Below are 21,857 nucleotides of genomic sequence, written 5' to 3'. Positions count from 1 at the left end.
CCTGAGCGGTACCGGAGCCCCAGCGGCCGGCTCCGCGCTGAGTTGACGACCCGGGAGGTCCCTATGGGCGACTGGTGGAACGCCCTCACCGGCGACCTGCAGGTCTTCTACCTGATCGGCATCGTCTCCGGCGCCTTCCTGATGCTGCAGTTCCTGCTCATGGCGCTGGGGGTCGGCCTGGACTTCGACTTCGACCTCGAGGGCAGCGACGCCGACGTCGGCTTCCTGTCGCTGCGCAGCCTGACCGCCTTCTTCTTCGCCTTCGGCTGGACCGGCGTGCTCATGAAGGAGGCGGACAACTCGACCACCCTCTCGGTGGTGATCTCGACCATCGTCGGCCTGGCCGTGTTCTTCCTCGTGGCGCTGATCTGGCGGCGGTTCGCCCGCATGACCGAGAGCGGCTCCATCGACTACCGCAGCGCGGTCGGCGTCAACGGCACCGTCTACATCCCGGTGGGCGCCAACCGCGCCAAGCCCGGGAAGGTGGAGGTGATGGTCCAGGGGCGCATGCGCGTGATCGACGCCTACACCACGGCGCCCACCGAACTCCCGGCCAAGACGCGCGTCAAGGTGACCGACGTCGTGGACCCCACGACCGTCCTCGTCGAGCCGCTGCTGTAGCGGCGGCCTGACCGGGACCCGCAAGACACTCTCCAGACCCGCCGAAAGGAAACCACATGGCAGTCATCGGTCTAGTCGTAGGCCTCGTCGTCATCCTGCTGATCGCCATCCTGTGGGTGGCGTCGCGCTACAAGCGCTGCCCCTCGGACCGCATCCTGGTGATCTACGGCCGCGTGGGGGGCGTCGGCGAGTCGGCCCGCTGCCTGCACGGCGGCGGCGCCCTGGTGTGGCCCATCATCCAGGGCTACGCCTTCTTGGATCTCACCCCGATCCCCATCGAGATCAAGCTGCAGGGCGCGCTCTCGCAGCAGAACATCCGGGTGAACACCCCGGCCACGTTCACGGTGGGCGTCTCCACCGAGCCCGGTGTGATGCAGAACGCCGCCGAGCGTCTCCTGGGTCTCAGCCTCGCCGAAGTGGAGAACCTGTCGCGGGACATCATCTTCGGGCAGATGCGCGTGGTCATCGCCACCATGCCCATCGAGGAGATCAACGCCGACCGGGAGAAGTTGATCACCAACATCACCGAGTCGCTGGAGATCGAGTTGCGCAAGGTCGGCCTGCGGCTCATCAACGTCAACATCCAGGACATCACCGACGAGTCGGGCTACATCGACGCGCTGGGCCGCGAGGCGGCGGCGAGGGCCATCAACGAGGCCAAGATCAAGGTCGCCGAGCAGGAACGCGACGGCGACATCGGCGCCGCCGAGGCGAACCGGGAGCAGCGCATCAAAGTCGCTTCGGCCAACGCCACCGCCACCGAGGGCGAGAACGAGGCCAAGGTCACGGTCGCCCGCTCCGACAGCGAACGGCGGCAGAAGGAGGCCGAGGCCGAGCGGTTGGCCACCGCCGCCGAGCGCGTCACCCAGGCACGCGCCGAGGAGGAGTCCTTCGCTGCCGAGGCGGCCGCCGAGGTCGCCCGTGCCGCCCGGGAGAAGGCCTCCCAGCAGGCTGACATCGTCGTCCCCGCCGAGGTGGAGCGCGAGCGGGTGCGCACGCTGGCCGAGGCTGAGGCCGACCGCATCCGCTTCGTCAAGGGCGGAGAGGCCGACGGCCAGCGGCTGCTCATGGAGGCCGAGGCCATGGGTCTGCTGGCCCTGCTGACGCGCCGTGCCGAAGGTCTGGGCGAGCTCGTGGACCGCACCGGGGGCGAGGCACAACTGGCGGCGCTGATGCTCATCGCCGAGCAGCTCCCCGCGCTCGTGGCCGAGCAGGTCAAGGCCATCTCGAACCTGAAGATCGATCAGGTCACCGTGTGGGACTCCGGCGGCGGAAACGGGGGCAACGGCGGCAGCAGCACCGCCAACTTCCTCTCCAGCCTCATCGGGTCACTGCCCCCGCTGCAGGACCTGGCCGGCCAGGTGGGCGTGAAGCTCCCCGCCTACCTCGGCGAGATGGACGGCACCACGCCCGAGAACCTCCGCGACCTCGCCGACGCCATGGAGGCCGAGGACGCCGCCGACGGCGAGGCGGACTAACGCTCGACGGCACCGGACACAGACCGCCGTCCGGGGTCCGGGCCGGGGTCGCAGACCGGTCCGTCAGGACATGAGGATGAAGGGCAGGGCCACGGCGTAGGCCGCCAGCAGCGCGCCGCCCTCCCAGCGTTCGAGGCGCCGCCGCTGCCGGTTGGTCGCCAGGAACAGCACCGCCAGCAGAGTCAGGCCCATCATGGCCCCGGCGGCGACCCAGGGCGTGCCCTCGGCGCCGAGTCCGCCGGGCCGCACCAGCACCACGATCCCGCCGATGGCGAGGCTGTTGAAGATATTGCTGCCGAGCAGGTTGCCCAACGTCAACAGCGGCTGGCGACGGCGGATGCCGACCAGCGCCGTGGCCAACTCGGGCAGCGACGTGCCGATCGCCACGAGGCTCAGTCCCACCAGGCCCGTGGCAATGCCGAGGCGTGCGGCAATGCCGGTGAACCCGTCCACGGCCACCTGCGCTCCCAGAGCGATCGCCGCCACGCCCAGGATCAGCCGCCAGAGCTCGCCCCGGCTGCGCGGCGCCAGGCGAAGCACGCCCGCTTCGATCCAGCGGTCGAGCCCCGAGGAGGCCGACTCGGTGGCGCCCTCCGCCGCCGCTCCGGGGTCGCGTACGGGGGCGTCAGCCGGGGTGGCCGGGTCACGCAGCAGCCACCACGTCGCCACCACCATCGCCGCCAGGAGTACACCCCCCTCCCAGCGCTCGATGACGCCTCCCCCGCTCAGCAGCAGACCCCCGAACAGTCCCACCGCGACCGCCGCGGCAGGAACGCGCCACCACGCCGATCGATCGGCCGCGATCGGCGCGGCAAGGGCCGCCACACCCAGCACCAGGCCCATGTTGGCAGCGTTGGAACCCACGATGCCGCCCAGCCCCAGGGCGGCATCCCCCTGCGCCGCCGAGGTGATCCCCACGACCAGTTCGGGCAGGCTGGTGCCGAAGCCCAGGATCACCGCGCCCACCACGACCGGCGACATTCCCCGGCGTGCCGCCAGACGCGCCCCGCCGGCCACCAGCCAGTGGGACCCGGCGAGCAGCAGCGCCAGCCCCAGCAGCGCGAAGACGACGTCGCCGGCCATCCTCAGCCACTACTCCTCGCCGGATGGCGGGACCCTGCGTGGCTCGTCGACAAGGATCCGCTACGGCGCCAGCAGCACCATGTCGTCGCGGTGGATCAACTCCTCCGGCGTGCCGGCCTCGTGCTCGGTGCTGCGGCGCCCGATGACGGTGTCCAGGCGCGCCGAGGGCAGCCGCACCAGACCCTTGGCGAACACCTCGCCGTCGGGCCCGGCGACTTCCACCGCATCGCCCGCTACGAACTCGCCGCTCACCGAGCGCACACCCACTGCCAGCAGGGACTTGCCTCGCTCCACCAGGGCGCGGCGCGCCCCCTCGTCCACCCCCAGGGTGCCGACGGATCGGACGGCGAAGGCGATCCAGAGCTTGCGTGCGCCGAGGCGCTCGGCACGCGGTTGGGCGAGCGTGCCCACGTTCCCCCCCGCCACCGCGTCGCGCAGCACGCCGGGGCGCCGGGAGGAGGCGATCACCGTCGGCACCCCCGCCCAGCTGGCGATCTTGGCCGCCGACAGCTTCGACGCCATGCCCCCGCGGGCGTCGGCGTTGCCGACGCCGCCGGCCGCCGCCTCCAGTTCCCTGTCGATCTCGCGGATCTCCGCGATCAGCGACGCCTCCGACGAGATGCGAGGGTCGGCGGTGTGCAGTCCCTCGGTGTCGGTCAGTATCACCAGCAGATCGGCATGCACGAGTTGCGCCACCAGGGCGGCGATCCGGTCGTTGTCGCCGAACTGGATCTCGTCATCGGCGACGGCGTCGTTCTCGTTGATGACAGGGACCACGCCCAGGGACAGGAGACGCTGCAGGGTTTCGCGAACACGCAGGTAGCGGCTCCGCTCGAAGAAGTCCAGCGGGGTCAGCAGGACCTGCCCGGCCAATAGGCCCAGACCTCCGAAGGCCTCGTTGTAGACCGCCATGAGATGGCCCTGACCGACTGCGGAGGCGGCCTGCAGCACGACCGGGTCGGTCGGCCGCGTCTCGAACCCGAGCATCCAGCGACCGGCCGTGATGGCCGCCGACGTCACCAGCAGCACTTGGTGCCCGTCGGCGCGCAGCTCGGCCAGCAACCCGCAGAGACGCTGGATCTCGCCCGTGTCGACGTGCCCCGAGTCATCGGTCAGCGAGGACGTCCCGATCTTGACGACGACGATCATCGGCCGCTGCGCCCGGGACGTGAGGCGCTCGCGGCCGGAGCGATCGCCTCGTCGGGCTCGTAGTCGAAGGCCAGGGACCCGATGCGCACCTCGTCGCCGGCGTGCGCACCCGCACGGGCCAGCTCCCGGTCCACGCCGAGCGCTCGCAGTCGCTGCGCCACGTAGTCCTGGGCCTGCGGGTCGGTGAGGTCCGACAGGGCCACCGCCCGCTCCGCCGGACGTCCGAGGACGCGCCAAGCGTCGCCCTCTCGCCGGACACTGACGGCATCGGCAGCGCGGTCGGCGACAGGTCGGTGCACCACCGGCGCCACGTCGGCATCGGGCTGAGGCTCGTCCTGGCGGGCTTGGCGCACGAGGGTCGCCAGGCGGCCGGTCAGCTCGGCGACACCGGTGCCGGTCACGGCGGAGACCGCCATGTCGGCCTCCGGCAGGCTCCCGGTGGCCACGTCGGCCTTCGATCCGACCAGCAGGCGCCGGCGCTGCAGAAGATCGGGCCGGTAGGCGCCGAGTTCGGCCAGCAGGATGCGCAGCTGGGCGTCGGGAGCGATCTCGGCGCCGGGCCCGAGGTCGACCAGCAGCACCAGGGCGCGGGCGCGCTCGATATGGCGCAGGAAGCGATGCCCCAGTCCCCGCCCCTCGCTGGCGCCCTCGATGAGTCCGGGCACGTCGGCAACCACGAATTCCTCCTCCTCGTCGGTCACGACCACACCGAGGTTGGGCACGAGCGTGGTGAAGGGATAGTCGGCGATCTTGGGACGGGCGGCGGAGAGCCGGGAGATGAGCGTGCTCTTGCCCACGTTCGGAAACCCCACCAGCGCCACGTCGGCGAGCAACTTCAACTCGAGTCGCAACCAGCGCTCGGTGGGCTGCTCGCCCTGCTCGGCGAAGCGCGGCGCGCGGCGGCGGTTGCTGAGGAAGCGGGCATTGCCTCGCCCGCCGGAACCCCCCGGCGCGGCCGGCCATCGCTGACCGTGACTCGTCAGATCCGCGAGGCGCTCACCGTCGGCGGAGAGTACGACGGTGCCCTCCGGCACCTTCACCAGCAGGTCGGCCCCGGCGGCTCCGTGCCGTCCCCGCCCCGATCCGTGGCTCCCGGAGGCGGCCCGGCGGTGCGGATGATCACGGAATGCCAGCAGCGACGCCACATTGCGGTCGGCCTCCAACCAGACGTCGCCACCGCGGCCGCCGTCGCCCCCGTCGGGTCCGCCCCGGTCGACGTGCGCCTCCCGGCGGAAGGACACGCAGCCGGCACCGCCGTCACCACCGCGCACGCAGAGCGCGCACTCGTCGACGAAGTCGGACACGGTCCAAGAATACGGGCCGCCCCCGCCGAGGAGCGTCCGGAACGCCGACTGCCGTCAGTCGGTGAGAACGTCGACCAGCCGGCGCCGGCCGCGGTTGCCGAACGACACGCGGCCATCCGCTGTGGCGAACAGGGTGTCGTCGCCGCCGCGCCCCACGTTGTGGCCCGGATGGAACTTCGTGCCTCGCTGGCGCACGATGATGGAACCGGCCGTGACCCAGGTTCCGTCGTAGACCTTCACGCCGAGGCGCTTGGCCTGCGAATCTCTGCCGTTGCGGGTCGAGCCCCCGCCCTTGGTCTTGGACATGCCTACGCCATCCCGATCTCGGTTATCTCCACCAGCGAGTGCCGCTGGCGGTGGCCCCAGCGCCGCCGCTGGTTGCTCTTCGACTTGTAGGTGAAGCCCCTGATCTTGGGCCCCTTGGTCTCCTCGAGGATCCGGCCCTTCACCGCCACCGCCGCCAACTCAGTGGGCGTGGCGAGCACCACCTCGCCGTCCACGTAGAGAACCGGACGCAGGTCGACCTCCGCGCCCGCGGGGCCGAGCAACTCGGTGGTGATCAACTCGCCCTCGCTCACGCGGTACTGCTTCCCGCCGGTTGCCACGACTGCGTACATAGCCCCTACACGCTATCGCTGCCCCCGGAGCGGCCCAACAGCGTCTCGTCGAGTCGGATCCCCCAGCCGTCGCAGTCCTCGCAGGCCCGGGAGAGGGACTCCAGCAGCCCCTCGCCGATCCGCTTGCGGCTCATTTCCACGAGTCCCAGGTTGGAGATGTCACTCACCCGGGTGTGCGTCTTGCTCTGGGCCAGGGCGTCGCGCAGGGCGCTCATGACCTTCTGGCGGTTGGCCTTGCTCTCCATGTCCACGAAGTCGACCACGATGATCCCGCCGATGTCGCGCAGGCGCAGCTGGCGCGGGATCTCCGACGCCGCCTCGAGGTTGTTCTCGAGGATGGTCTGCTCGAGGCTCGTGGAGCCCACGTTGCGGCCGGTGTTGACGTCGATCACGGTCATCGCCTCGGTGTGCTCGATCACGAGTGAGCCGCCCGACGGCAGCCACACGGTGCGGTCCACGGCCTTGCGCAACTGGCCATACACGTGGTAGCGCTCGAACAGGTCCAGGTTCTCCGTCGAGGGGTCGTAGAACGAGACACGCTCGGTCAGCGCCGGGGCGACGCTCTCCACGTACTTGGCCACCGACCCGTAGAGATCGGAATCGTCGATCAGCACGCTGCGGTAGTCGGTCGTGAACTCCTCGCGGATGACCCGCAGCGCCACGTCGGGTTCGCGGTACAGCAGCGACGGTGCCTTCGAGCGATTGGCGAGCGCGTCGATCTGGTCCCACTGCGACACGAGCCGCGTGACGTCCTGGCGGATCTCCTCGGGCGTGACGCCCTCGGCGGCGGTCCGGACGATCACGCCGTGCTCGGCCGGCTTGACACCGTCCAGGATGCGGCGCAGCCGGCGGCGCTCCTTGTCCGGGAGCCGCTTGGAGATGCCGTAGGCATCGCTGTTGGGCACCAGCACCACGTAGCGGCCCGCCAGGGAGACCTGCTGGGTCAGCCGGGCGCCCTTGTGGGCGATGGGGTTCTTGGTGACCTGACAGAGGACCCGCTGGCCCACCTTCAGCGCCTGGCTGATCTGCGGCCGGCCGGAGCGCTCCAGATCCTCGGCGTCGAACTGCACGTCGCCCCGGTACATGATGGCGTTCTTGGGCGTACCGATGTCCACGAACGCCGCCTCCATGCCCGGCAGCACGTTCTGGACGCGGCCGAGGTAGATGTTGCCGTAGATCTCGGTGGTGTCGTTGGCCGGCCGGGAGACGTAGTACTCCACGAGTGCCCGCCCCTCCAGGACGGCCACGTGGGTGGCGTCGGCGGTCACGTGGATGGCCATGAGATAGCGCCCCACCGGGCGGCCCTTGCGGGCGCGGCCCCGCCGGCGGGCGAGCGTCTCGGCATCCAGTTCGACCGGATCGCCGCCGGTCAGCGCTTCGACCGGCTTGTGCTGCTGGCCGCCGCGCGACCCCGACCCGCGGCCGCCGCGCCGCCGGCGCCGGCCGCTGGACCGTGACCCTCCCCTGTTGCCTCCGCCGCCGCCGGACGGCTTGGATCCCTTGGGCGGCGTGGTGGCGGGTGCCGGCGCGGGCCGGCTGTCGCCGATGCGGGGCTTGCGTTGCTCGCCGGCGGCGGCGCCGGGCGCCCCGCCCCGGGTTTGGCCGCCGCCGTCGGAGCCGGCTACCTGGCCGTTGTCCTGGCCGGCGGGCTTGCCACGACTCTTCGAATCAGCGCGGCTCTTGGCGGATTCGGCGTCCGTTTGAGAGGACGAGGACATGGTGCAGTTCCCTTCTCATCACGCGCAGACCTCTTGCTGCGCAGCGGGAACGGCGTCGATCGAGGCCGCGGCGAGTAGGTCGCCGCCCGGCGCCGGCGCGCCGGCTTCGGGAGCAAGCGGCTCGTACCGTTCGCCGTCCCGCGTAATCCATTGGTGCAACCGCCGGACGCGTCCGGCGGCCAGCGGGGGGGCGATGAGGCGCAGGAATTCTGCGGGCCGCACCGCCCGGGGTTTCGTGCCGAGTTCGGCAACGAGGACGCTCCCGACCGAGGCGTCCAGAATGTGCAGGTCCCCGACGGCCGTGCGCACGTCGGAGGTGGTGGTTCGCCCCTTGCGCTCACGTTGCAGGGGGAGGCTCTCCGCCGACCGCACCTGGTCGGCCCAGGCGGCGGCGAGCGAGGTGTCGGTCTCGGTCAGTGCGAACTCCCAGGTGCAGCTCGTGACCGCCTCCTGCAACGACACCGCGCCGGGGCGCAGCGGGCAGGCGTCGCTCACGGCCATGCCGTCGGGCAGCACCGCACTGAGCTGCTCGGGCATACCGGCGGCCCACTCGTAGAGCTCCTCGGCGGACGCCCGCAGGTCCACGTCGAGGTACTCGGCGACCGATTCCTGCCCGGTTGCGAGGGCCAACCCGAAGGAGATCCTCGGCCGCGGGCTGAATCCTTGCGTATAGGCCACGGGCAGTCCCGCCCGTCGCACGGCGCGTTCCCAGATCCGGGCCGCGTCGCGATGCCCGCAGAAGCGGATCTTGCCCTGCTTGGACCAGCGAAGGCGCACCCTCACGACACACCTGCCAGCGGACGGGTCTCCAGCAGCCGCACGGGCACGGGCCCCGGCCCCAGGAGGTCCTGTCCGGTTCCCTGGCTCCCGCCGGCGGGAGGCGTCGCCGAGGCCACGACGTGCTCGATGCCGTAGCCGGTGCACGCCCCGCAGTCGTAGCAGGGCGTCCAGCGGCAGTCCTCCAAGCCGGACTCGGCCAGGGCGTCCTGCCAGTCCTGCCACAGGAAGTCCTTGTGCAGACCTGCCGAGAGGTGATCCCAGGGGAGCGCCTCGCTATCGCTGCGATGCCGGTAGGCGCAGTCCTCGACCGACAGGCCGTGGCGCTCCATGGCGTCGAGCCACAACCGGTAGTCGAAGTGTTCGGACCATTCCTGGAAGGTGCCGCCCGAACGCCAGACGTCCTCGATGACAGCCCCGAGCCGGCGATCTCCCCGGCTGGCCAGCCCTTCCACCAGCGTTGCCTCAGGATCGTGCCACTTCAGCTTGACGCTGCGGTCGGCACGCAGGTCGTCGGCGAGGAGGGCGATCTTGCGGCGCAACTCCTCGACGGTGTTCTGGCCGAACCACTGGAACGGCGTCTGCGGCTTGGGGACGAAACCTCCGACCGAGACCGTCACCGAGGCTCCCCTGACGTGGCGGCGCCCCAACTCCACGCAGCGGCGCGCCAGGGCGGCGATCCCCAACACGTCCTCGTCGGTCTCCGTCGGGAGCCCCACGAGGAAATACAGCTTGACCCGACGCCATCCCTGTGAGTAGGCGCTCTCCACCGCCGCGTCGAGGTCCTCGGCGCTGATCAGCTTGTTGATCACCTGACGGAGCCGCCACGATCCGGCCTCCGGGGCGAAGGTCAGCCCCGTGCGGCGCGCTCGCTGCAACTCCGCGGCGATACCAACCGTGAAGGCGTCCACCCGAAGGCTCGGCAGCGACACGGTCACCGCGGGGCAGCCGGCACCGCCGGCGCCGTCGGCGGGCCCCACGACGTCGGCCACGAGTTCCTCAATGCCACTGAAGTCGGCGGTCGACAGCGACGTGAGCGCAACCTCGTCATAGCCGGTGCGCTGCAAACCCTCGGTGACCATGGTGCGCACCTGCTCCGCGGGGCGTTCGCGCACCGGACGGGTGATCATGCCCGCCTGGCAGAACCGGCAGCCGCGCGTGCAGCCCCGGAACACCTCCACGTTGAGCCGGTCGTGCACGACCTCGGTCAGCGGGACCAACTGCCGCTTCGGGTACGGCCAGTCGCCGAGCGAGGGGATCGTCCGCTTCTCCACGATGTCCGGCGCCTCCGCCCAGCGAGGCGTCACCACCGTCGAGGATCCGCGATGGCTCACCGCGTAGGCGGCCGGCACGTAGACGCCGTCGACTCCCGCGAGAGCTCCGAGCACCTCCCGGGGGCCTCCGGCGCGATGGGCGGCTACGGCGGCGGTGATCTCCCCCACCACCTCCTCCCCGTCGCCCAGTACGAAGAAGTCCACGAAGTCCGCCAGCGGCTCGGGGTTGAACGCGCAGTGCCCACCCGCGCCGACCAGCAGGTCGTCGCCGGAACGGTCGGCGGCGCGCACGGCCACGCCGGCCAGATCGATGAGGTTCAGCACGTTCGTGTAGACCAGCTCCGAGGAGAGGTTGAAGGCCAGGATGTCGAACTCGCCGGCGCCCAGGTGGGTGTCCACCGAGAAGAGCGGGAGCCCCTCCCGGCGCATCAGGGCCTCGAGGTCGCCCCAAGGGGCGTAGGCCCGCTCGGCAACGGCGTCGCTGCGCTCGTTGAGGATCTCGTAGAGGATCTGCAGCCCCTGGTTGGGCAGGCCGACCTCGTAGCTGTCGGGGTAGCAGAGCAGCCAGGCCACCTTGCCGGGGCCGTGAGCCGCCGGGCCTGCACCCTCCTCGCCGCCGATGTAGCGCGCCGGACGCTGAACCTGATCCAGGAGAGGCTCCAAGTCGGACCAAAGCGAACGCACGACGATCAGGCTACCGGTCCGGCCCCCCGGCGGCGGCCACCGGTCAACTGGCGCGCACCACGTGGCGGCGCATCGAGACGTTGAGCACCAGGCCCAACGCCATCATCGTGGTCAGGAGCGAGGAACCGCCGTAGGAAAGCAGCGGCAAGGGAATCCCGATCACCGGCATGATGCCTGCGGCCATACCCACCGTCTGGAACACCTGGAAGAGCACCATGCAGAGCACCCCGGTCGCCAGCAACGAGCCGAACAGGTCGCCGGCAACCCTGGCCGCGCGCCATATCCGCCAGAGCAGCACGGCCAGAAGGCCCAGCGCCACGATGCTTCCCAGGAAGCCCAGTTCCTCGCCCACGACGGTGAAGATGAAGTCGGTTTCCTGCGCGGGCACCAATCCGCTGCGGGTCTGGGTGCCCTGCCCGTAACCGTGGCCGGTCAGACCGCCGTTGCCGATGGCGATCTGCGCCTGCTCGATGTTGAAGGTGTCGCCGGGATCGCCGCCCGGGTTCACGATCGACTCGATGCGCTGCCGCTGGTACTCCTCGACGAGGCCCGAGTTCAGCACCAGCCCCAGCCCGACGAGGCCCAGGGCGGTCGCCACCACGATGTGGCGCGCCTGCGCCCCCGCCACCAGCAGCAAGCCCATGGCGATCACCGCGAACACGACCGCGGTGCCGGCGTCGGGCTCCAGCAGCACCAGCATCATCGGCCCCGCCACCAACCCGAGCGCGCCGAGCAGCTGGATCAGCGTCATGCGCCCCCCGAAGCGCGCCGCGTAGTGGGCCAGCACGACGATCATCGCCAGCTTGCCGAACTCCGAGGGCTGCACCTGGTAGCCGCCGAAGACGAACCAGGCGCGGGCTCCCTGGCGTACCGAACCCAGCGGCGTCAGCACCAGGATCAGCACCAGCACGGTGGCACCGTAGAGGGGCCAGGCCAGCGAGCGGAACCGCCGGTAGTCCACGCCGGCGGCAATCGCGCCCATGAGCCCCCCGACGACGGCGAACAGCGACTGCCGCTGGAGGTGGAATCTGCTGTAGGCGGCCGGATCGATGCCACGGGTGGCGCTGTAGATCATGGCGATCCCGAACAGGATCAGCGCCGTCGCGGCGACCATCAGGATCACGTCGGCGTGCAACCAGGGGGCCAGCGGAGGCACCCGCGGCAGCAGGCGTCGCCTGGGGTGTGCTCCGCCCGGCGCGCTCATGACGGCTCCGCCGACGGCACGAGGGCCATGTCCTGGCGCGTGATCTCCGCCGGCGCCTGCGGGATCCGGTCCAGGGCCACTGCCTCGAGGATCCGGCGTACCACCGGAGCCGCGGCCTCGCCACCGAAGCCGGCCTCCTCGAGCAGGACCGTCACCAGGTAGCGCGGCTGGGGCAGAGGTCCGAACCCCACGAACACGGCTGAGTCGGCCTTGCCCAGCACCTCCGCGGTGCCGGTCTTGCCCGCCACGGGCCACAGGTCGTGGGGGAAGCCGTCGAAGGCCCTCTGGGCGGTGCCGAGGCGTTCGTTGGTGCGCAGCGTGGTGGCGCCGCGCATGCCGTCCAGGATCGGAGCCTGCAGATCCGGCGGCAGGTAGAGGCGGGAGGTGAGACGCGGGCGGATCAGGTTGACCGTCTCGCCGCTGAGGGGGTCGACCATCCCGACGGCGATGTTGGGCAGGTGGATCCTGCCCCCGTTGGCGAACGGCGTGAAGGAGTTCGCCAGCTGCAGCGGGGTCACACCCAGGTCTCCCTGGCCGATGGAGATGTTGATGGTGTCGCCCGTGCGCCAATCCGGGTCGGGGAACGCCTCGGGGTTGGCGTCGTGGCGGGCCTGCTTGATCTCGGCGTCCGGCACGATCCCGGCGTGCTCGAACGGGAGCGCGATGCCGGTGGTGTTGCCGAAGCCGAAGTCCCGGGCGGTCTGCTGGATCTGATCCTCGTCGTAGCCGGTCCGGCGCGAGAACTGCTCCGCCAGTTTGTAGAAGTACACGTCGCTGGACACCGTGATGGCCATGCGCAGGTCCACGTCCCCGTTGGGAGCGCGGTCGGGGTTCTCGAACTCACACTCGCCGATGCAGTCATCCAGCGCGTGATAGCCGGGGTCTTCGGTGGTCTGGGTGATGCCCAGGAAACCGTCGGGCCCGATCAGGCCCGTGGACAGCGCCGCGTAGGACGTGATGGGTTTCATGGTCGAGGCGGGCGAGTACACGCCCTGGATGGCTCGGTTGTTGAGGGGCGCATGACTCGCCGGATGCACGAAGGCGTCGAACTCCTCCTCACTGATGCCACCGATGAAGACCCGCGGGTCGTAGTCCGGGTAGCTGGCCATGGCCAGCACGTTCCCGTTGCGGGGATCCAGCACGACCACGGCGCCCGCCGGGGCGGCGAACGTCACGAAGGAGTCCTCCACGTCCTCGTTCTGGCGATCACGGGCCTCCTCCAGGCCGCGCAGCAACTCCTCCTCGACGAGCAGTTGCAGGTCCGCATCGATCGTGAGCACCAGGTCGGTTCCCGGGTGCGGCGCCCGGTAGCCGCGTTCGCGGATCACGTTGCCGACGTTGTCGACTTCGATCTCCCGCCAACCGGGGGTGCCGCGCAGCACGTCCTCGAAGGCCAGCTCCACACCCGACTTGCCTATCTCGTCCACTGTGCTGTAGCGCTTCGGATGGTTGCGGCGCGCCTCGATCTCCTCGGCGGTGATGGTGTCGATGTACCCGAGCACGTGCGCCGCCAGATCGCCGTAGGGGTAGACCCGTTGGGTGCGCCGGACCACCTCGACGCCGGGGAACTCCTCGTTCCGCTCAGCCAGGAACACCTTGATGGCGTCCGACACGCCGACCGCCAGGGGAATCCGGTCGAACGGCCCGTAGGCGGGGTCGGCCAGTGCCTGGGTCAACTCCACCGACTTTGTCAGGACGCCTGAACGCGAGAGTTGGCGCGCCAACTCCAGGGCGAGACGTTGGCGCTGCGCCGTCCCGATCTGGTCGCGAAGGATGAAGGCGTCCATCGTGACGACGTTGACGATGCGGTTCCCGACCAGTTCCCGGCCGTGCACGTCGAAGATGCGACCGCGGGGCGCCGGCTCGGGCACGGTGCGGATGATGTTGCCGACGGCCCTCTCCACGAACTGCTCCGTCGTCACCACCTGCAGGTACCAGAGGCGCACCACCAGCGTCACGAGGAGCGCCAGCCCGATCACGCCGAGGATGCTGAGGCGCAGCCGGCGCGAGTCGTAACGGCTGAAGCGTCCCCGCGGCGCGGCGCCCGGCTCGCGCTGCCGGCCGCCACCGGCACCGGAGGACCGACCCCCACCCGGCGTCGCCAGGCTCACAGCCCGGACTCCCGGTCCAGCGGCCGGACGCTCGGAGGGACGGCGCGCACGCGGGGAGAGCCCGCTCGCACGCCGGTCGTCTCGTGGAACGCCCAGCGCACGAGGCGCAGTGTCGGCGCCGCCAGGAAGATCGCCCAGATCTCCACCACCCCGAGCGTCACCATGTAGCGGTCGTCGAACAGGTGATCCTGGCCGACCACCTCACCGGCGAACACGTAGACGGACAACCCCAGAGCCACGAACGGGGGCACCAACCACCACATCCGCACCGTGTAGCCCGCCAGCAGACCTGCGGCTGCGGCAACCACGGCGTAGGCGAAGGCGGCCAGCCCCAGCGGGGTGCCGGCGACGAGGTCGTACAGCAGGCCGGCCACGAAGCCGAGCCGCAGACCCCGCCACGGGCCCCCCACCAGACCGCCCGCCGCGGCCAGGACCAGTAGCGGTTCGGGGGCGCGGCCGAATATCCGCAGTCCGTCGAGGAGACCCACCTGCAGAACGAAGACGGAGAGCAGCACGAGTGCCGACCGGAGCACCGTCTTGACCGTCTCAGCACCCACGGCCGTCCCCGACCCTCACAGGCCGCTGTCGTAGAGCAGGATGGTCACGAAGTTCAGCGAATCCAGCGACGCCGCCGGCTGCACGAACAGGACCTGGTTGAGCCCCGGATCCACCGCCACCTCCGCCACCAGGCCGACCGGGACGTCCGGTGGGTACACACTGCGGTCGATCCCACTGGTCGTGACCAGCATGCCCACGTGCACAGGGACGGAGACGCCGATCCCCTCACTCACCACCAGCGGCTGATCACGGCCCGTTCCCCGGGCGACGGCGACCGCATCGGTGCCCACGAGGCGGACGCCGAGCTCGAACTCCGGGTCGCTGATGAGCCGGACGCGCGACCGACCGGGCGAGACGTCCACCACCCTCCCCACCAGCCCGGCACTGGTCACCGCCGGCATCCCCGTCCTCACCCCGGCCGACGAACCCTTGTCCACGTCCACGGTGAAGTCCGGGAAGTTGCCGAGGTTCCGGACCACTCGCCCCGTGGTCGAGGGAATGTCGGTCACGTACTGGATCCCAGCCTCGGCGAGGTAGTCCTGGAGCACCTCGGCGGCGCTGGCGTTCGCCAGGTCACGGCCCCGCTCGACGTCGAGTTCGGCGCGCAGGCGCTCGTTCTCCGCCTTCAGGTCGTCGTAGTCCGTGACGGCCTCCCAGGCGTCGACCACCGGGCGCCCAGCTCGCTGCGCGCCCGACACCACGGGCCCGAGAGCGCCCTCGGCGGCGTTCTTCGCCTGCTCGAAGGGTTCGACGTTACGCACGTCGAGGGTGACGAGCGTGACGGTTACGAGGACCAGAAGGACGAGCGTGAGGCGGGAACGGCCCTGGAGGATGGCCACGACTGCGGGGACCGCTCCCCTATGCGATCGCCCGGCTACTCAGCGACCGGCGAATGCAGCACGCCTCTCAGTGATTCGAACTCCTCGAGCGAGTGTCCCGACCCGTACGCCACGACGTACTGGGGGTTCTTCACACGGTTGACCTTGATCCCGGTCTCAGTCGCCAGGCGCTCCGCCAGGCCGATGAGCCGGGAACCCCCGCCGGCGAGGTGGATCCCGCTCTCCATGATGTCGGCGGTGAGTTCGGGGGGCGCGGCGTCCAGAGTCGCCTGCACGCCGCCGATGATCTCGTTGAGCGGCTCCTCGATCGCCTCCCGCAACTCGACGGTGTTGACGCCGACGCTCTTCGGCAGTCCCGTGACCAGATCACGGCCGGGGATACTCAGGTGAAGCTCCTCGTTCAGGGGCCAGGCCGAGGTGTACTTGACTTTCACGTGCTCGGTGGTCTGCTCGCCCAGACCGAGGCTGTATTCCTTGCGGATGTAGTCGCTGATCGTCTGATCGAAATCGTCGCCCGCCACGCGGACCGAACGGCTCACCACGATGCCGCCGAGCGAGATGACGGCGATCTCCGTGGTACCGCCGCCAACGTCCACGATCATGCTCCCGGAGGGTTGCTGCACGGCGATGCCGGCCCCGATGGCGGCCGCCATCGGCTCCTCGATGATGAAGACGGGGCGACGGGCGCCGGCGAACTCGGCCACCTCCTGGACCGCCCGCTGCTCCACCGGGGTGATGCCCGACGGCACGCAGATGACCATGCGCGGCTTGGTGAACCGATTGCTGTGGACCTGCTGGATGAAGTAGCGCAGCATCTTCTCGCACACGCCGAAATCGGCGATGACACCCTCTTTCAGGGGGCGCACCGTGCGGATGTTGGCCGGCGTGCGACCGATCATCTCCTTGGCGTTGCGGCCGACCGCCAGGAGGCGATCCGAGCGGGCGTCGAGTGCCGCCACGCTGGGTTCCTCGAGCACGATGCCCTCGCCGCGCACGTACACGATGGTCGTGGCGGTTCCCAGGTCCACGGCGATGCCCCGGCCGACGGAACTGCTGATGTTGTTGGGCACTCGTGGCATGGTCGCTGGTCAGAATCCGTTCGGAGCTTGTTGGAGTGTACTGGAGCAGGCTCGCGGTTTCCGGCAGGATATTCCCCCGCCGGGGGACAACCAAATTGCACCGGCTCCCTGGGCTTTTTCGGGTGGGCCGTGAGGGACTTGAACCCCCGACCCCTTGCGCGTCATGCAAGTGCTCTTGCCAGCTGAGCTAACGGCCCCGCCGGCAGGCTATCGCGCCCGAGGCGCCGCAGGCTCGGCGTCCACGGTGCGCTCCGGAGCATCGGGCGGGATTCGAACCCGCGATAAGACGGCTTTGCAGGCCGCTCCCTTCGTCCGCTCGGGCACCGATGCAGTTTGTGTGGCCCCCGGGGACTCGCCCCCGGCGAGCCTGCGAGCGGGCGACCGGGCTCGAACCGGCGACCTTCACCTTGGCAAGGTGGCGCTCTACCAACTGAGCTACGCCCGCAAGTCGGCGACAGTGTAGCCCGGCGCCCTCTCGATCAGCCCGTCCCCGGCGCGGTGTGATCCTTCTCCACCGACTCGAGGAACTCAGCCAGAGCGGCCGAAACGGCCCTCGTCTCCACCAGGAAGCCGTCATGACCGTGAGGGCTCTCCAGGAACACGTAGCGGCAGTCCCCGTCGGCCGCCACGAGGAGGTCGCGCATCTCGGTCTGCTGCCGCGGCGGGTACAGCGTGTCGGAACTTATCGAGACGGTCAGCACCGGCACACCGATCCGCGCCACCGCCCGCTGCAGACCGCCGCGGCCGCGCCCGATGTCGTGGGTGTCCATCGCCTTGTTCAACAGCAGGTACGTGTTGGCGTCGAAGCGCCGCACCAGCTTCTCGCCGTGGTAGTCCAGGTAGCCCTCCACGCCGAAGCGGTCCCACAGACCGAACTGCTCGTTGGGCCGCACGAGCGACCGGCCGAAGCGCTGGGCGAAGAGCTCGTCGCTTCGGTAGGTGATCTGCGCCACGGCCCGGGCGAGCGCCAAACCCTCGTGGGGTCCGTCGCCGGGCTCGGCGTCGTAGTACTCGCCGCCGCGCCAGCGGGGATCCAAGGCGATGGCGGCCCGCCCGACGGCGCTCCAGCCGATCTGCCACGGACTCGCCGAGCAACCGACCGCCAGCGGGGCGATGGATCGCACCCTCGCGGGATACATCGCACCCCACTCGAGGGCCTGCATCCCGCCCATGGAGCCCCCGACGACGCAGAGCCACCGCTTCACGCCGAGGTGGTCGGCCAGGCGCGCCTGCGTGCGCACCATGTCGCGGATCGTGACCGGCGGAAACGATGCCGCCCAGCGCCGACCCGTCGCCGGGTTCAGCGAGGCGGGACCGATCGAACCCTGGCAGCCGCCCAGCACATTGGCGCACACCACGAAGTACCGGTTCACGTCGATGGCCTCGCCGGGACCGATGACCCCCTGCCACCAGCCGCGCTTGGAGAGGTGCGGGTCGTAGGCGTGAGCGTCGCCGGTGAGGGCGTGGCAGATCAGCACCGCGTTGGAGCCGTCGCTGTCCAGGGTCCCCCACGTCTCATACGCGATCGTCACGCTGTCCAGGGAGTCGCCGCTCTCCAGGACGAAGGGACGCTTGGTGTCCAGGGTGAAGAACCGCCGGTCCCCCGCGGGATCACCCTCCTGCCAAGCGCCGGAGACCGGCAACCCGGCGGCCAGGCGCGGGGGGCGGGCGGCGCCGGAGTCCTCAGACATCGGCCCACGGCTCCGGGTCGGCCTCGCGCAGCAACACCACGTCCACCCTTTCAGTAAACCCGGGAATCTCCAGGAACCCGATGGAGTCGGCCTCGGTGTTCACCATCAGGTCCGAGACCATGGCCGCCGGAGCCAGCAGTTGACCGGGTTGCGCCAGATCGCAGAGGTGTGCGGCGAGGTTCACCGCGTTCCCGATGTAGTCGTCGCCCTCGAAGAGGATGACCGGCCCGGCGGCGATACCGGCGCGCAGCGGCAGCACGTCCTGTGTGGCCACGACGTTCTGGAGATGCACGACCGCCTCCACCAGCGGCTCGTTCTCGACGCCGACCAGCATGGCGCCGTCGCCGAGCCATTTGGCGATACGGACGCCGTGGCTGGCGACCACGGCGCGGACGACGGCGCGGAACTCCGCCAGGAGAGCCACCGCCATGCGATCCCCGTGGTCGTCGGTGTAACGCGTGAAATTGCAGAGATCCACGAAGGCGAATCCCCGCTCGACGCGTGCCGGGCTGATCCCCGTGACCAGCGCCGACTCGTCCATGTGTTCAGGCCGGCGCGCTTCCGGCGGTCGAGCGGTCCGCGGCGAGCGGGGTCTGCTCGTCGTTGCCGGCATCCCCTTCGGAGTCGTCGGCCGACGGTTCCGGCGCCTCGCCTCGCTCCGGATCCTGGTCCTCGCCCGGCTCGGCTCCCTCCCCGCCGACCGGCGCCGCCGGCTCCGGCGAGGCTTCGGCCCGCCGCCGGCGCGGCGTCACCAGCAGCAGGAACAGGCCGCTCAACACCAGGACGCCGCCCATGACCCAGATGTTCACCCGGACGCCCAGCAGCAGGCTCGCAGGATCCACGCGCAGCGCCTCGATCCACAGGCGCCCGGCCGCGTAGGAGAACAGGTACAGCACGATCAGGTGGCCTCTCGGCAGCCTGCCGCGCGTGCCGACACGCCACAGCAGCCCGAAGACCAGCATGTTCCAGACCATCTCGTAGGCGAATGTGGGGTGGAACGTCTCGGCGTCCAGATACTCCGGCGGGCGGTGCTCCCGATCGATCTCCAGACCCCACGGCAGATCGGTCGGCCGCCCGAAGAGTTCCTGGTTGAACCAGTTCCCGAGCCGGCCGACGAACTGCCCGACGGGGAATCCCACGGCGCCCGCGTCCAGCAGTGAGCGCAGCGGCAGGCGCCGCAGCCGGATGACGATGAGGCCGCCGAGAACCGCCCCCAGGATCCCTCCCGGGATGCCGAGTCCGCCCTCCCAGATCTTCACCACGTCCACCCAGCGGCCCTGGTAGCTCTTCCAGTCGGTCAGCACGTGGTAGGCGCGGGCGCCGATGAGCCCCAGGGGGACGCCCACGGTGGACACCTGAACCGCCCATTCCGGGTTGAGACCGCGGTGCTGCAGGAAGCGTGCCGCCGCGTACACGCCGGCGACAACGCCCAGCGCCACCATGAGCCCGTAGAGGCGGAGATTGAGGGGTCCCAGGGAAAGCGTGCCCACGTCGGGGCTCGGGATGGAAGCGATCAAGTGGACTCTCCGATGCGGGATTCGCCGACCGGCGGCTGCTCCCGCCCGCACTGCGCACCGCCGCCAGCGAGTTTAGCGGGGTGCCGCCGGGCGACCGGGCACGGTTATCGTTCCTGCAGTGTCCCCCGCATCGACCGCCGGCCGGCTCGCCGAGCGCAAGGGGAACCGCACCATCGCCGTCTGCCTGCCGGCCCTGAACGAGGAATGCACCGTTGGGGCGATCTGCGCCGAGGTGCGCCGCACGCTGATGCCTCCCGCCGCCGGGCTCGTGGACGACCTGCTGGTCGTGGACGGTGACTCGGGGGACCGCACCCGCGAGGTGGCCGCCGCCGCCGGTGCCCGGGTCGTGCGCTCAGACGAGGTGCTCCCGGAGGAGGGTCCGGGTTTCGGCAAGGGGAACGCCCTCTGGAAGAGCGTGGCCACCACGACCGCCGACCTGATCGTCTGGTGCGACGCCGACCTGGCAAGCTTCGAGGCCCGCTACGTGACCGCCCTGGTGGAGCCCCTGCTGGCCGACGAGAGGATCGTCCTCGTGAAGGGCTATTACGAGCGACTACTCGATGGCGGACCGGGCGGCGGCCGGACCACCGAGTTGATGGCGCGCCCGCTGCTGGCGCAGTTCTTCCCCGAGTTGGCGCACCTGCGCCAACCCCTCGGGGGCGAGTACGCGGTCCGGCGCCGGGCCGTCGAGCAGGTGCCGTTCGTGCAGGGTTGGGGCGTGGAGGTGGGGCTCCTGATCGACCTGTCGCGCCGCTTCGGAGCCGATCGCATCGCGGAGGCCGACCTCGGGGTACGCCGCCACCGCAACAGGCCGCTGGAGGAGTTGGGTCCGCAGGCGCTGGCCATCCTGCAGACCGTGATGCAGCGCTCCGGCGTCAGCCCGCCGTCGGCCGGCGACGGCTGGAGCGCCCGGCTCCGCATTCCCGGCGCCGAGGCTCAGGAGGTCTCGCTGCGGGAACGGCCGCCGCTCAGCGACCTCCGCGGCCCGCGGCCGGGCTAGCGATCCGGGCGCCGTTCAGGAGAACTCCACGACCGCCCGCAAGACCTCGCCGGCGAGCATCGCCGCGTAGCCCTCGTTGATGCGATCCAGGTCGAGCCGATGCGAGACCATCTCGTCGAGGCGGAGCCTGCCGTCCAGGTAGAGGTCCACCAGCTGCGGGAGGTCGCGCCGGAACACGTTGGAGCCCATCAACGACCCCTGCAGGCGCTTCTCGTGCAGAAACAACTCAGCACCGTCGATCTCCACCCGGGCACCCTGTGGCAGCATGCCGATCACTGTGGCCGTGCCGCCGCGCGCCGCCATGTTCAGGCACTGCTCGACGGTACGCGGCAAGCCGATCGCCTCGAAGGTGAACTCGGCGCCGCCGCCGGTGAGCGCACGCACCTGCTCGACAGGATCGCCGTCGGCCGGGTCCACGGAGTGCGTGGCGCCGAGGTCGGTCGCCCAGGCGAGCTTGCGGGGTTCGGTGTCCACGGCGACCACGACGGTCGCGCCGGCGATGCGGGCCGCCTGCACCGCCGCCATGCCGATGCCGCCGCAGCCCACCACGGCCACAGAGGAGCCCGGCCGGACCGCGGCCGTGCGGAAGACCGCCCCGGTTCCGGTGAGCACCCCGCAGCCGAGCAGCGCAGCACGGTCCAGCGGCATGTCGCGGCGGATGCGCACCAGCGCCCTCCGGTGCACCAGCATGCGCTCGGCGAAGGTCGCCAGACCGACGAACTGGTGGAGTTCCTGGCCGCCGAGGCTGAGGCGCGGCGCCTGCCCGGCGGGACGGGTGCGCACCGAGCGCCCCTCCATGCAGAGATAGGAACGCCCCCCGAGACAGGTGTTGCACTCCCCGCAGCCCACCGAGAGGCAGGTCACAACGTGATCGCCCACCTCGAAGTCCCCGACACCGGGGCCGACGGCCTCCACGACACCGGCTCCCTCGTGGCCGAGCACGCAAGGTCTCGGGATCGGCCACGAGCCGTCGACGAAGTGGAAGTCGCTGTGACACAGCCCCGTGGCGGCGGTGCGCACCAGCACCTCCTCCGCAGCGGGCGCGGCCACGTCGACGGCTTGGACGCGCAGGCCGGCGGTCTCGGGGTGGAGGACGGCGGCCCTCATGCCGGCGGTCACCGTGTGCCGTCCTGCCTGCGCTGCTCGCCCGGCC

Annotated in this window: 20 protein-coding genes and 3 tRNA genes; 3 read left to right on the top strand and 20 right to left on the bottom strand. The window is 70.6% G+C overall.

Features of this window, described 5'->3' with window-relative positions:
• The first annotated feature begins 63 nt into the window (after positions 1-63).
• Positions 64-621, top strand: a complete 558-nt coding sequence (locus OXG55_11080) for a hypothetical protein (GenBank protein ID MCY4103783.1) — start codon at positions 64-66, stop codon at positions 619-621.
• Between the two features lie 56 nt (positions 622-677).
• Complete coding sequence (locus OXG55_11075; protein MCY4103782.1) at positions 678-2,099, top strand: SPFH domain-containing protein; 1,422 nt, start codon at positions 678-680, stop codon at positions 2,097-2,099.
• Positions 2,100-2,162: 63 nt separating this feature from the next.
• On the opposite strand, the gene OXG55_11070 is transcribed toward OXG55_11075, so the two are convergent.
• The 19 genes from OXG55_11070 to lgt form a co-directional block, all read right to left on the bottom strand.
• Positions 2,163-3,182: a sodium:calcium antiporter gene (locus tag OXG55_11070; protein MCY4103781.1), complete on the bottom strand. Its 1,020-nt coding sequence runs from the start codon at positions 3,180-3,182 to the stop codon at positions 2,163-2,165.
• Positions 3,183-3,242: 60 nt separating this feature from the next.
• Entirely contained in the window at positions 3,243-4,331 is a 1,089-nt protein-coding gene (gene proB / locus OXG55_11065) for a glutamate 5-kinase (GenBank protein ID MCY4103780.1), read from the bottom strand.
• Positions 4,328-5,635 (bottom strand): GTPase ObgE, encoded by a 1,308-nt coding sequence (obgE, locus tag OXG55_11060; GenBank protein MCY4103779.1) that lies wholly within the window; start codon positions 5,633-5,635, stop codon positions 4,328-4,330. The genes proB and obgE overlap by 4 nt, the downstream gene beginning before the upstream one ends.
• Positions 5,636-5,689: 54 nt before the next feature.
• Complete coding sequence (rpmA, locus tag OXG55_11055) at positions 5,690-5,941, bottom strand: 50S ribosomal protein L27 (GenBank protein ID MCY4103778.1); 252 nt, start codon at positions 5,939-5,941, stop codon at positions 5,690-5,692.
• A 2-nt stretch (positions 5,942-5,943) separates the two neighbouring features.
• Positions 5,944-6,252, bottom strand: coding sequence for a 50S ribosomal protein L21 (gene rplU, locus OXG55_11050; protein MCY4103777.1), 309 nt, complete (start codon positions 6,250-6,252; stop codon positions 5,944-5,946).
• Positions 6,253-6,257: 5 nt separating this feature from the next.
• Entirely contained in the window at positions 6,258-7,970 is a 1,713-nt protein-coding gene (locus OXG55_11045) for an Rne/Rng family ribonuclease (protein MCY4103776.1), read from the bottom strand.
• 18 nt (positions 7,971-7,988) lie between these two features.
• Positions 7,989-8,753: a TIGR03936 family radical SAM-associated protein gene (locus OXG55_11040; protein MCY4103775.1), complete on the bottom strand. Its 765-nt coding sequence runs from the start codon at positions 8,751-8,753 to the stop codon at positions 7,989-7,991.
• Complete coding sequence (locus tag OXG55_11035) at positions 8,750-10,705, bottom strand: TIGR03960 family B12-binding radical SAM protein (protein MCY4103774.1); 1,956 nt, start codon at positions 10,703-10,705, stop codon at positions 8,750-8,752. The genes OXG55_11040 and OXG55_11035 overlap by 4 nt, the downstream gene beginning before the upstream one ends.
• 43 nt (positions 10,706-10,748) lie before the next feature.
• Positions 10,749-11,909, bottom strand: a complete 1,161-nt coding sequence (locus OXG55_11030) for an FtsW/RodA/SpoVE family cell cycle protein (GenBank protein ID MCY4103773.1) — start codon at positions 11,907-11,909, stop codon at positions 10,749-10,751.
• On the bottom strand, positions 11,906-14,020 hold the full coding sequence (gene mrdA, locus OXG55_11025; GenBank protein MCY4103772.1) for a penicillin-binding protein 2: 2,115 nt from the start codon (positions 14,018-14,020) through the stop codon (positions 11,906-11,908). Before mrdA ends, OXG55_11030 begins: the two co-directional genes overlap by 4 nt.
• Positions 14,017-14,577, bottom strand: a complete 561-nt coding sequence (locus tag OXG55_11020; protein MCY4103771.1) for a hypothetical protein — start codon at positions 14,575-14,577, stop codon at positions 14,017-14,019. Before OXG55_11020 ends, mrdA begins: the two co-directional genes overlap by 4 nt.
• 15 nt (positions 14,578-14,592) lie before the next feature.
• The gene (locus OXG55_11015) at positions 14,593-15,417 is read right to left on the bottom strand and encodes a rod shape-determining protein MreC (protein ID MCY4103770.1); all 825 of its coding nucleotides are present in this window, start codon (positions 15,415-15,417) and stop codon (positions 14,593-14,595) included.
• A gap of 35 nt (positions 15,418-15,452) precedes the next feature.
• The gene (locus OXG55_11010) at positions 15,453-16,496 is read right to left on the bottom strand and encodes a rod shape-determining protein (protein ID MCY4103769.1); all 1,044 of its coding nucleotides are present in this window, start codon (positions 16,494-16,496) and stop codon (positions 15,453-15,455) included.
• Between the two features lie 123 nt (positions 16,497-16,619).
• Positions 16,620-16,693, bottom strand: a tRNA-Val gene (locus OXG55_11005).
• A gap of 58 nt (positions 16,694-16,751) precedes the next feature.
• Positions 16,752-16,826: transfer RNA gene (locus OXG55_11000), tRNA-Cys, on the bottom strand.
• Positions 16,827-16,868: 42 nt separating this feature from the next.
• Positions 16,869-16,941, bottom strand: a tRNA-Gly gene (locus OXG55_10995).
• Positions 16,942-16,975: 34 nt separating this feature from the next.
• Complete coding sequence (locus tag OXG55_10990; GenBank protein ID MCY4103768.1) at positions 16,976-18,187, bottom strand: homoserine O-acetyltransferase; 1,212 nt, start codon at positions 18,185-18,187, stop codon at positions 16,976-16,978.
• A complete protein-coding gene (locus OXG55_10985) occupies positions 18,180-18,728 on the bottom strand; it encodes an adenylate/guanylate cyclase domain-containing protein (GenBank protein ID MCY4103767.1) in 549 nt (182 codons plus the stop codon). Before OXG55_10985 ends, OXG55_10990 begins: the two co-directional genes overlap by 8 nt.
• A 4-nt stretch (positions 18,729-18,732) precedes the next feature.
• Positions 18,733-19,704, bottom strand: a complete 972-nt coding sequence (gene lgt / locus OXG55_10980) for a prolipoprotein diacylglyceryl transferase (protein ID MCY4103766.1) — start codon at positions 19,702-19,704, stop codon at positions 18,733-18,735.
• Between the two features lie 118 nt (positions 19,705-19,822).
• On the opposite strand from lgt, the gene OXG55_10975 reads away from it, so the two are divergent.
• Entirely contained in the window at positions 19,823-20,704 is an 882-nt protein-coding gene (locus OXG55_10975; protein ID MCY4103765.1) for a glucosyl-3-phosphoglycerate synthase, read from the top strand.
• Between the two features lie 15 nt (positions 20,705-20,719).
• Here the strand turns inward: OXG55_10975 and OXG55_10970 are convergent, their stop codons facing one another.
• Positions 20,720-21,811: a Zn-dependent alcohol dehydrogenase gene (locus OXG55_10970; GenBank protein MCY4103764.1), complete on the bottom strand. Its 1,092-nt coding sequence runs from the start codon at positions 21,809-21,811 to the stop codon at positions 20,720-20,722.
• Between the last annotated feature and the right edge of the window lie 46 nt (positions 21,812-21,857).

Source organism: bacterium (assembly GCA_026708055.1).
In the GTDB taxonomy this organism is placed as follows: Bacteria; Actinomycetota; Acidimicrobiia; order Acidimicrobiales; family CATQHL01; genus VXNF01.
This window is presented reverse-complemented; position numbering and strand designations above follow the sequence as displayed.

Bases quoted from the DNA above. Each gene is read 5' to 3' on its own strand.
- OXG55_11030 (MCY4103773.1), bottom strand. From the start codon at position 11,909: ATGAGCGCGCCGGGCGGAGCACACCCCAGGCGACGCCTGCTGCCGCGG.
- OXG55_11075 (MCY4103782.1), top strand. From the start codon at position 678: ATGGCAGTCATCGGTCTAGTCGTAGGCCTCGTCGTCATCCTGCTGATC.
- OXG55_11070 (MCY4103781.1), bottom strand. From the start codon at position 3,182: ATGGCCGGCGACGTCGTCTTCGCGCTGCTGGGGCTGGCGCTGCTGCTC.
- OXG55_10990 (MCY4103768.1), bottom strand. From the start codon at position 18,187: ATGTCTGAGGACTCCGGCGCCGCCCGCCCCCCGCGCCTGGCCGCCGGG.
- OXG55_10970 (MCY4103764.1), bottom strand. From the start codon at position 21,811: ATGAGGGCCGCCGTCCTCCACCCCGAGACCGCCGGCCTGCGCGTCCAA.
- OXG55_11080 (MCY4103783.1), top strand. From the start codon at position 64: ATGGGCGACTGGTGGAACGCCCTCACCGGCGACCTGCAGGTCTTCTAC.
- OXG55_11010 (MCY4103769.1), bottom strand. From the start codon at position 16,496: ATGCCACGAGTGCCCAACAACATCAGCAGTTCCGTCGGCCGGGGCATC.
- proB (MCY4103780.1), bottom strand. From the start codon at position 4,331: ATGATCGTCGTCGTCAAGATCGGGACGTCCTCGCTGACCGATGACTCG.
- OXG55_10985 (MCY4103767.1), bottom strand. From the start codon at position 18,728: ATGGACGAGTCGGCGCTGGTCACGGGGATCAGCCCGGCACGCGTCGAG.
- OXG55_11045 (MCY4103776.1), bottom strand. From the start codon at position 7,970: ATGTCCTCGTCCTCTCAAACGGACGCCGAATCCGCCAAGAGCCGCGCT.
- rpmA (MCY4103778.1), bottom strand. From the start codon at position 5,941: ATGTCCAAGACCAAGGGCGGGGGCTCGACCCGCAACGGCAGAGATTCG.
- rplU (MCY4103777.1), bottom strand. From the start codon at position 6,252: ATGTACGCAGTCGTGGCAACCGGCGGGAAGCAGTACCGCGTGAGCGAG.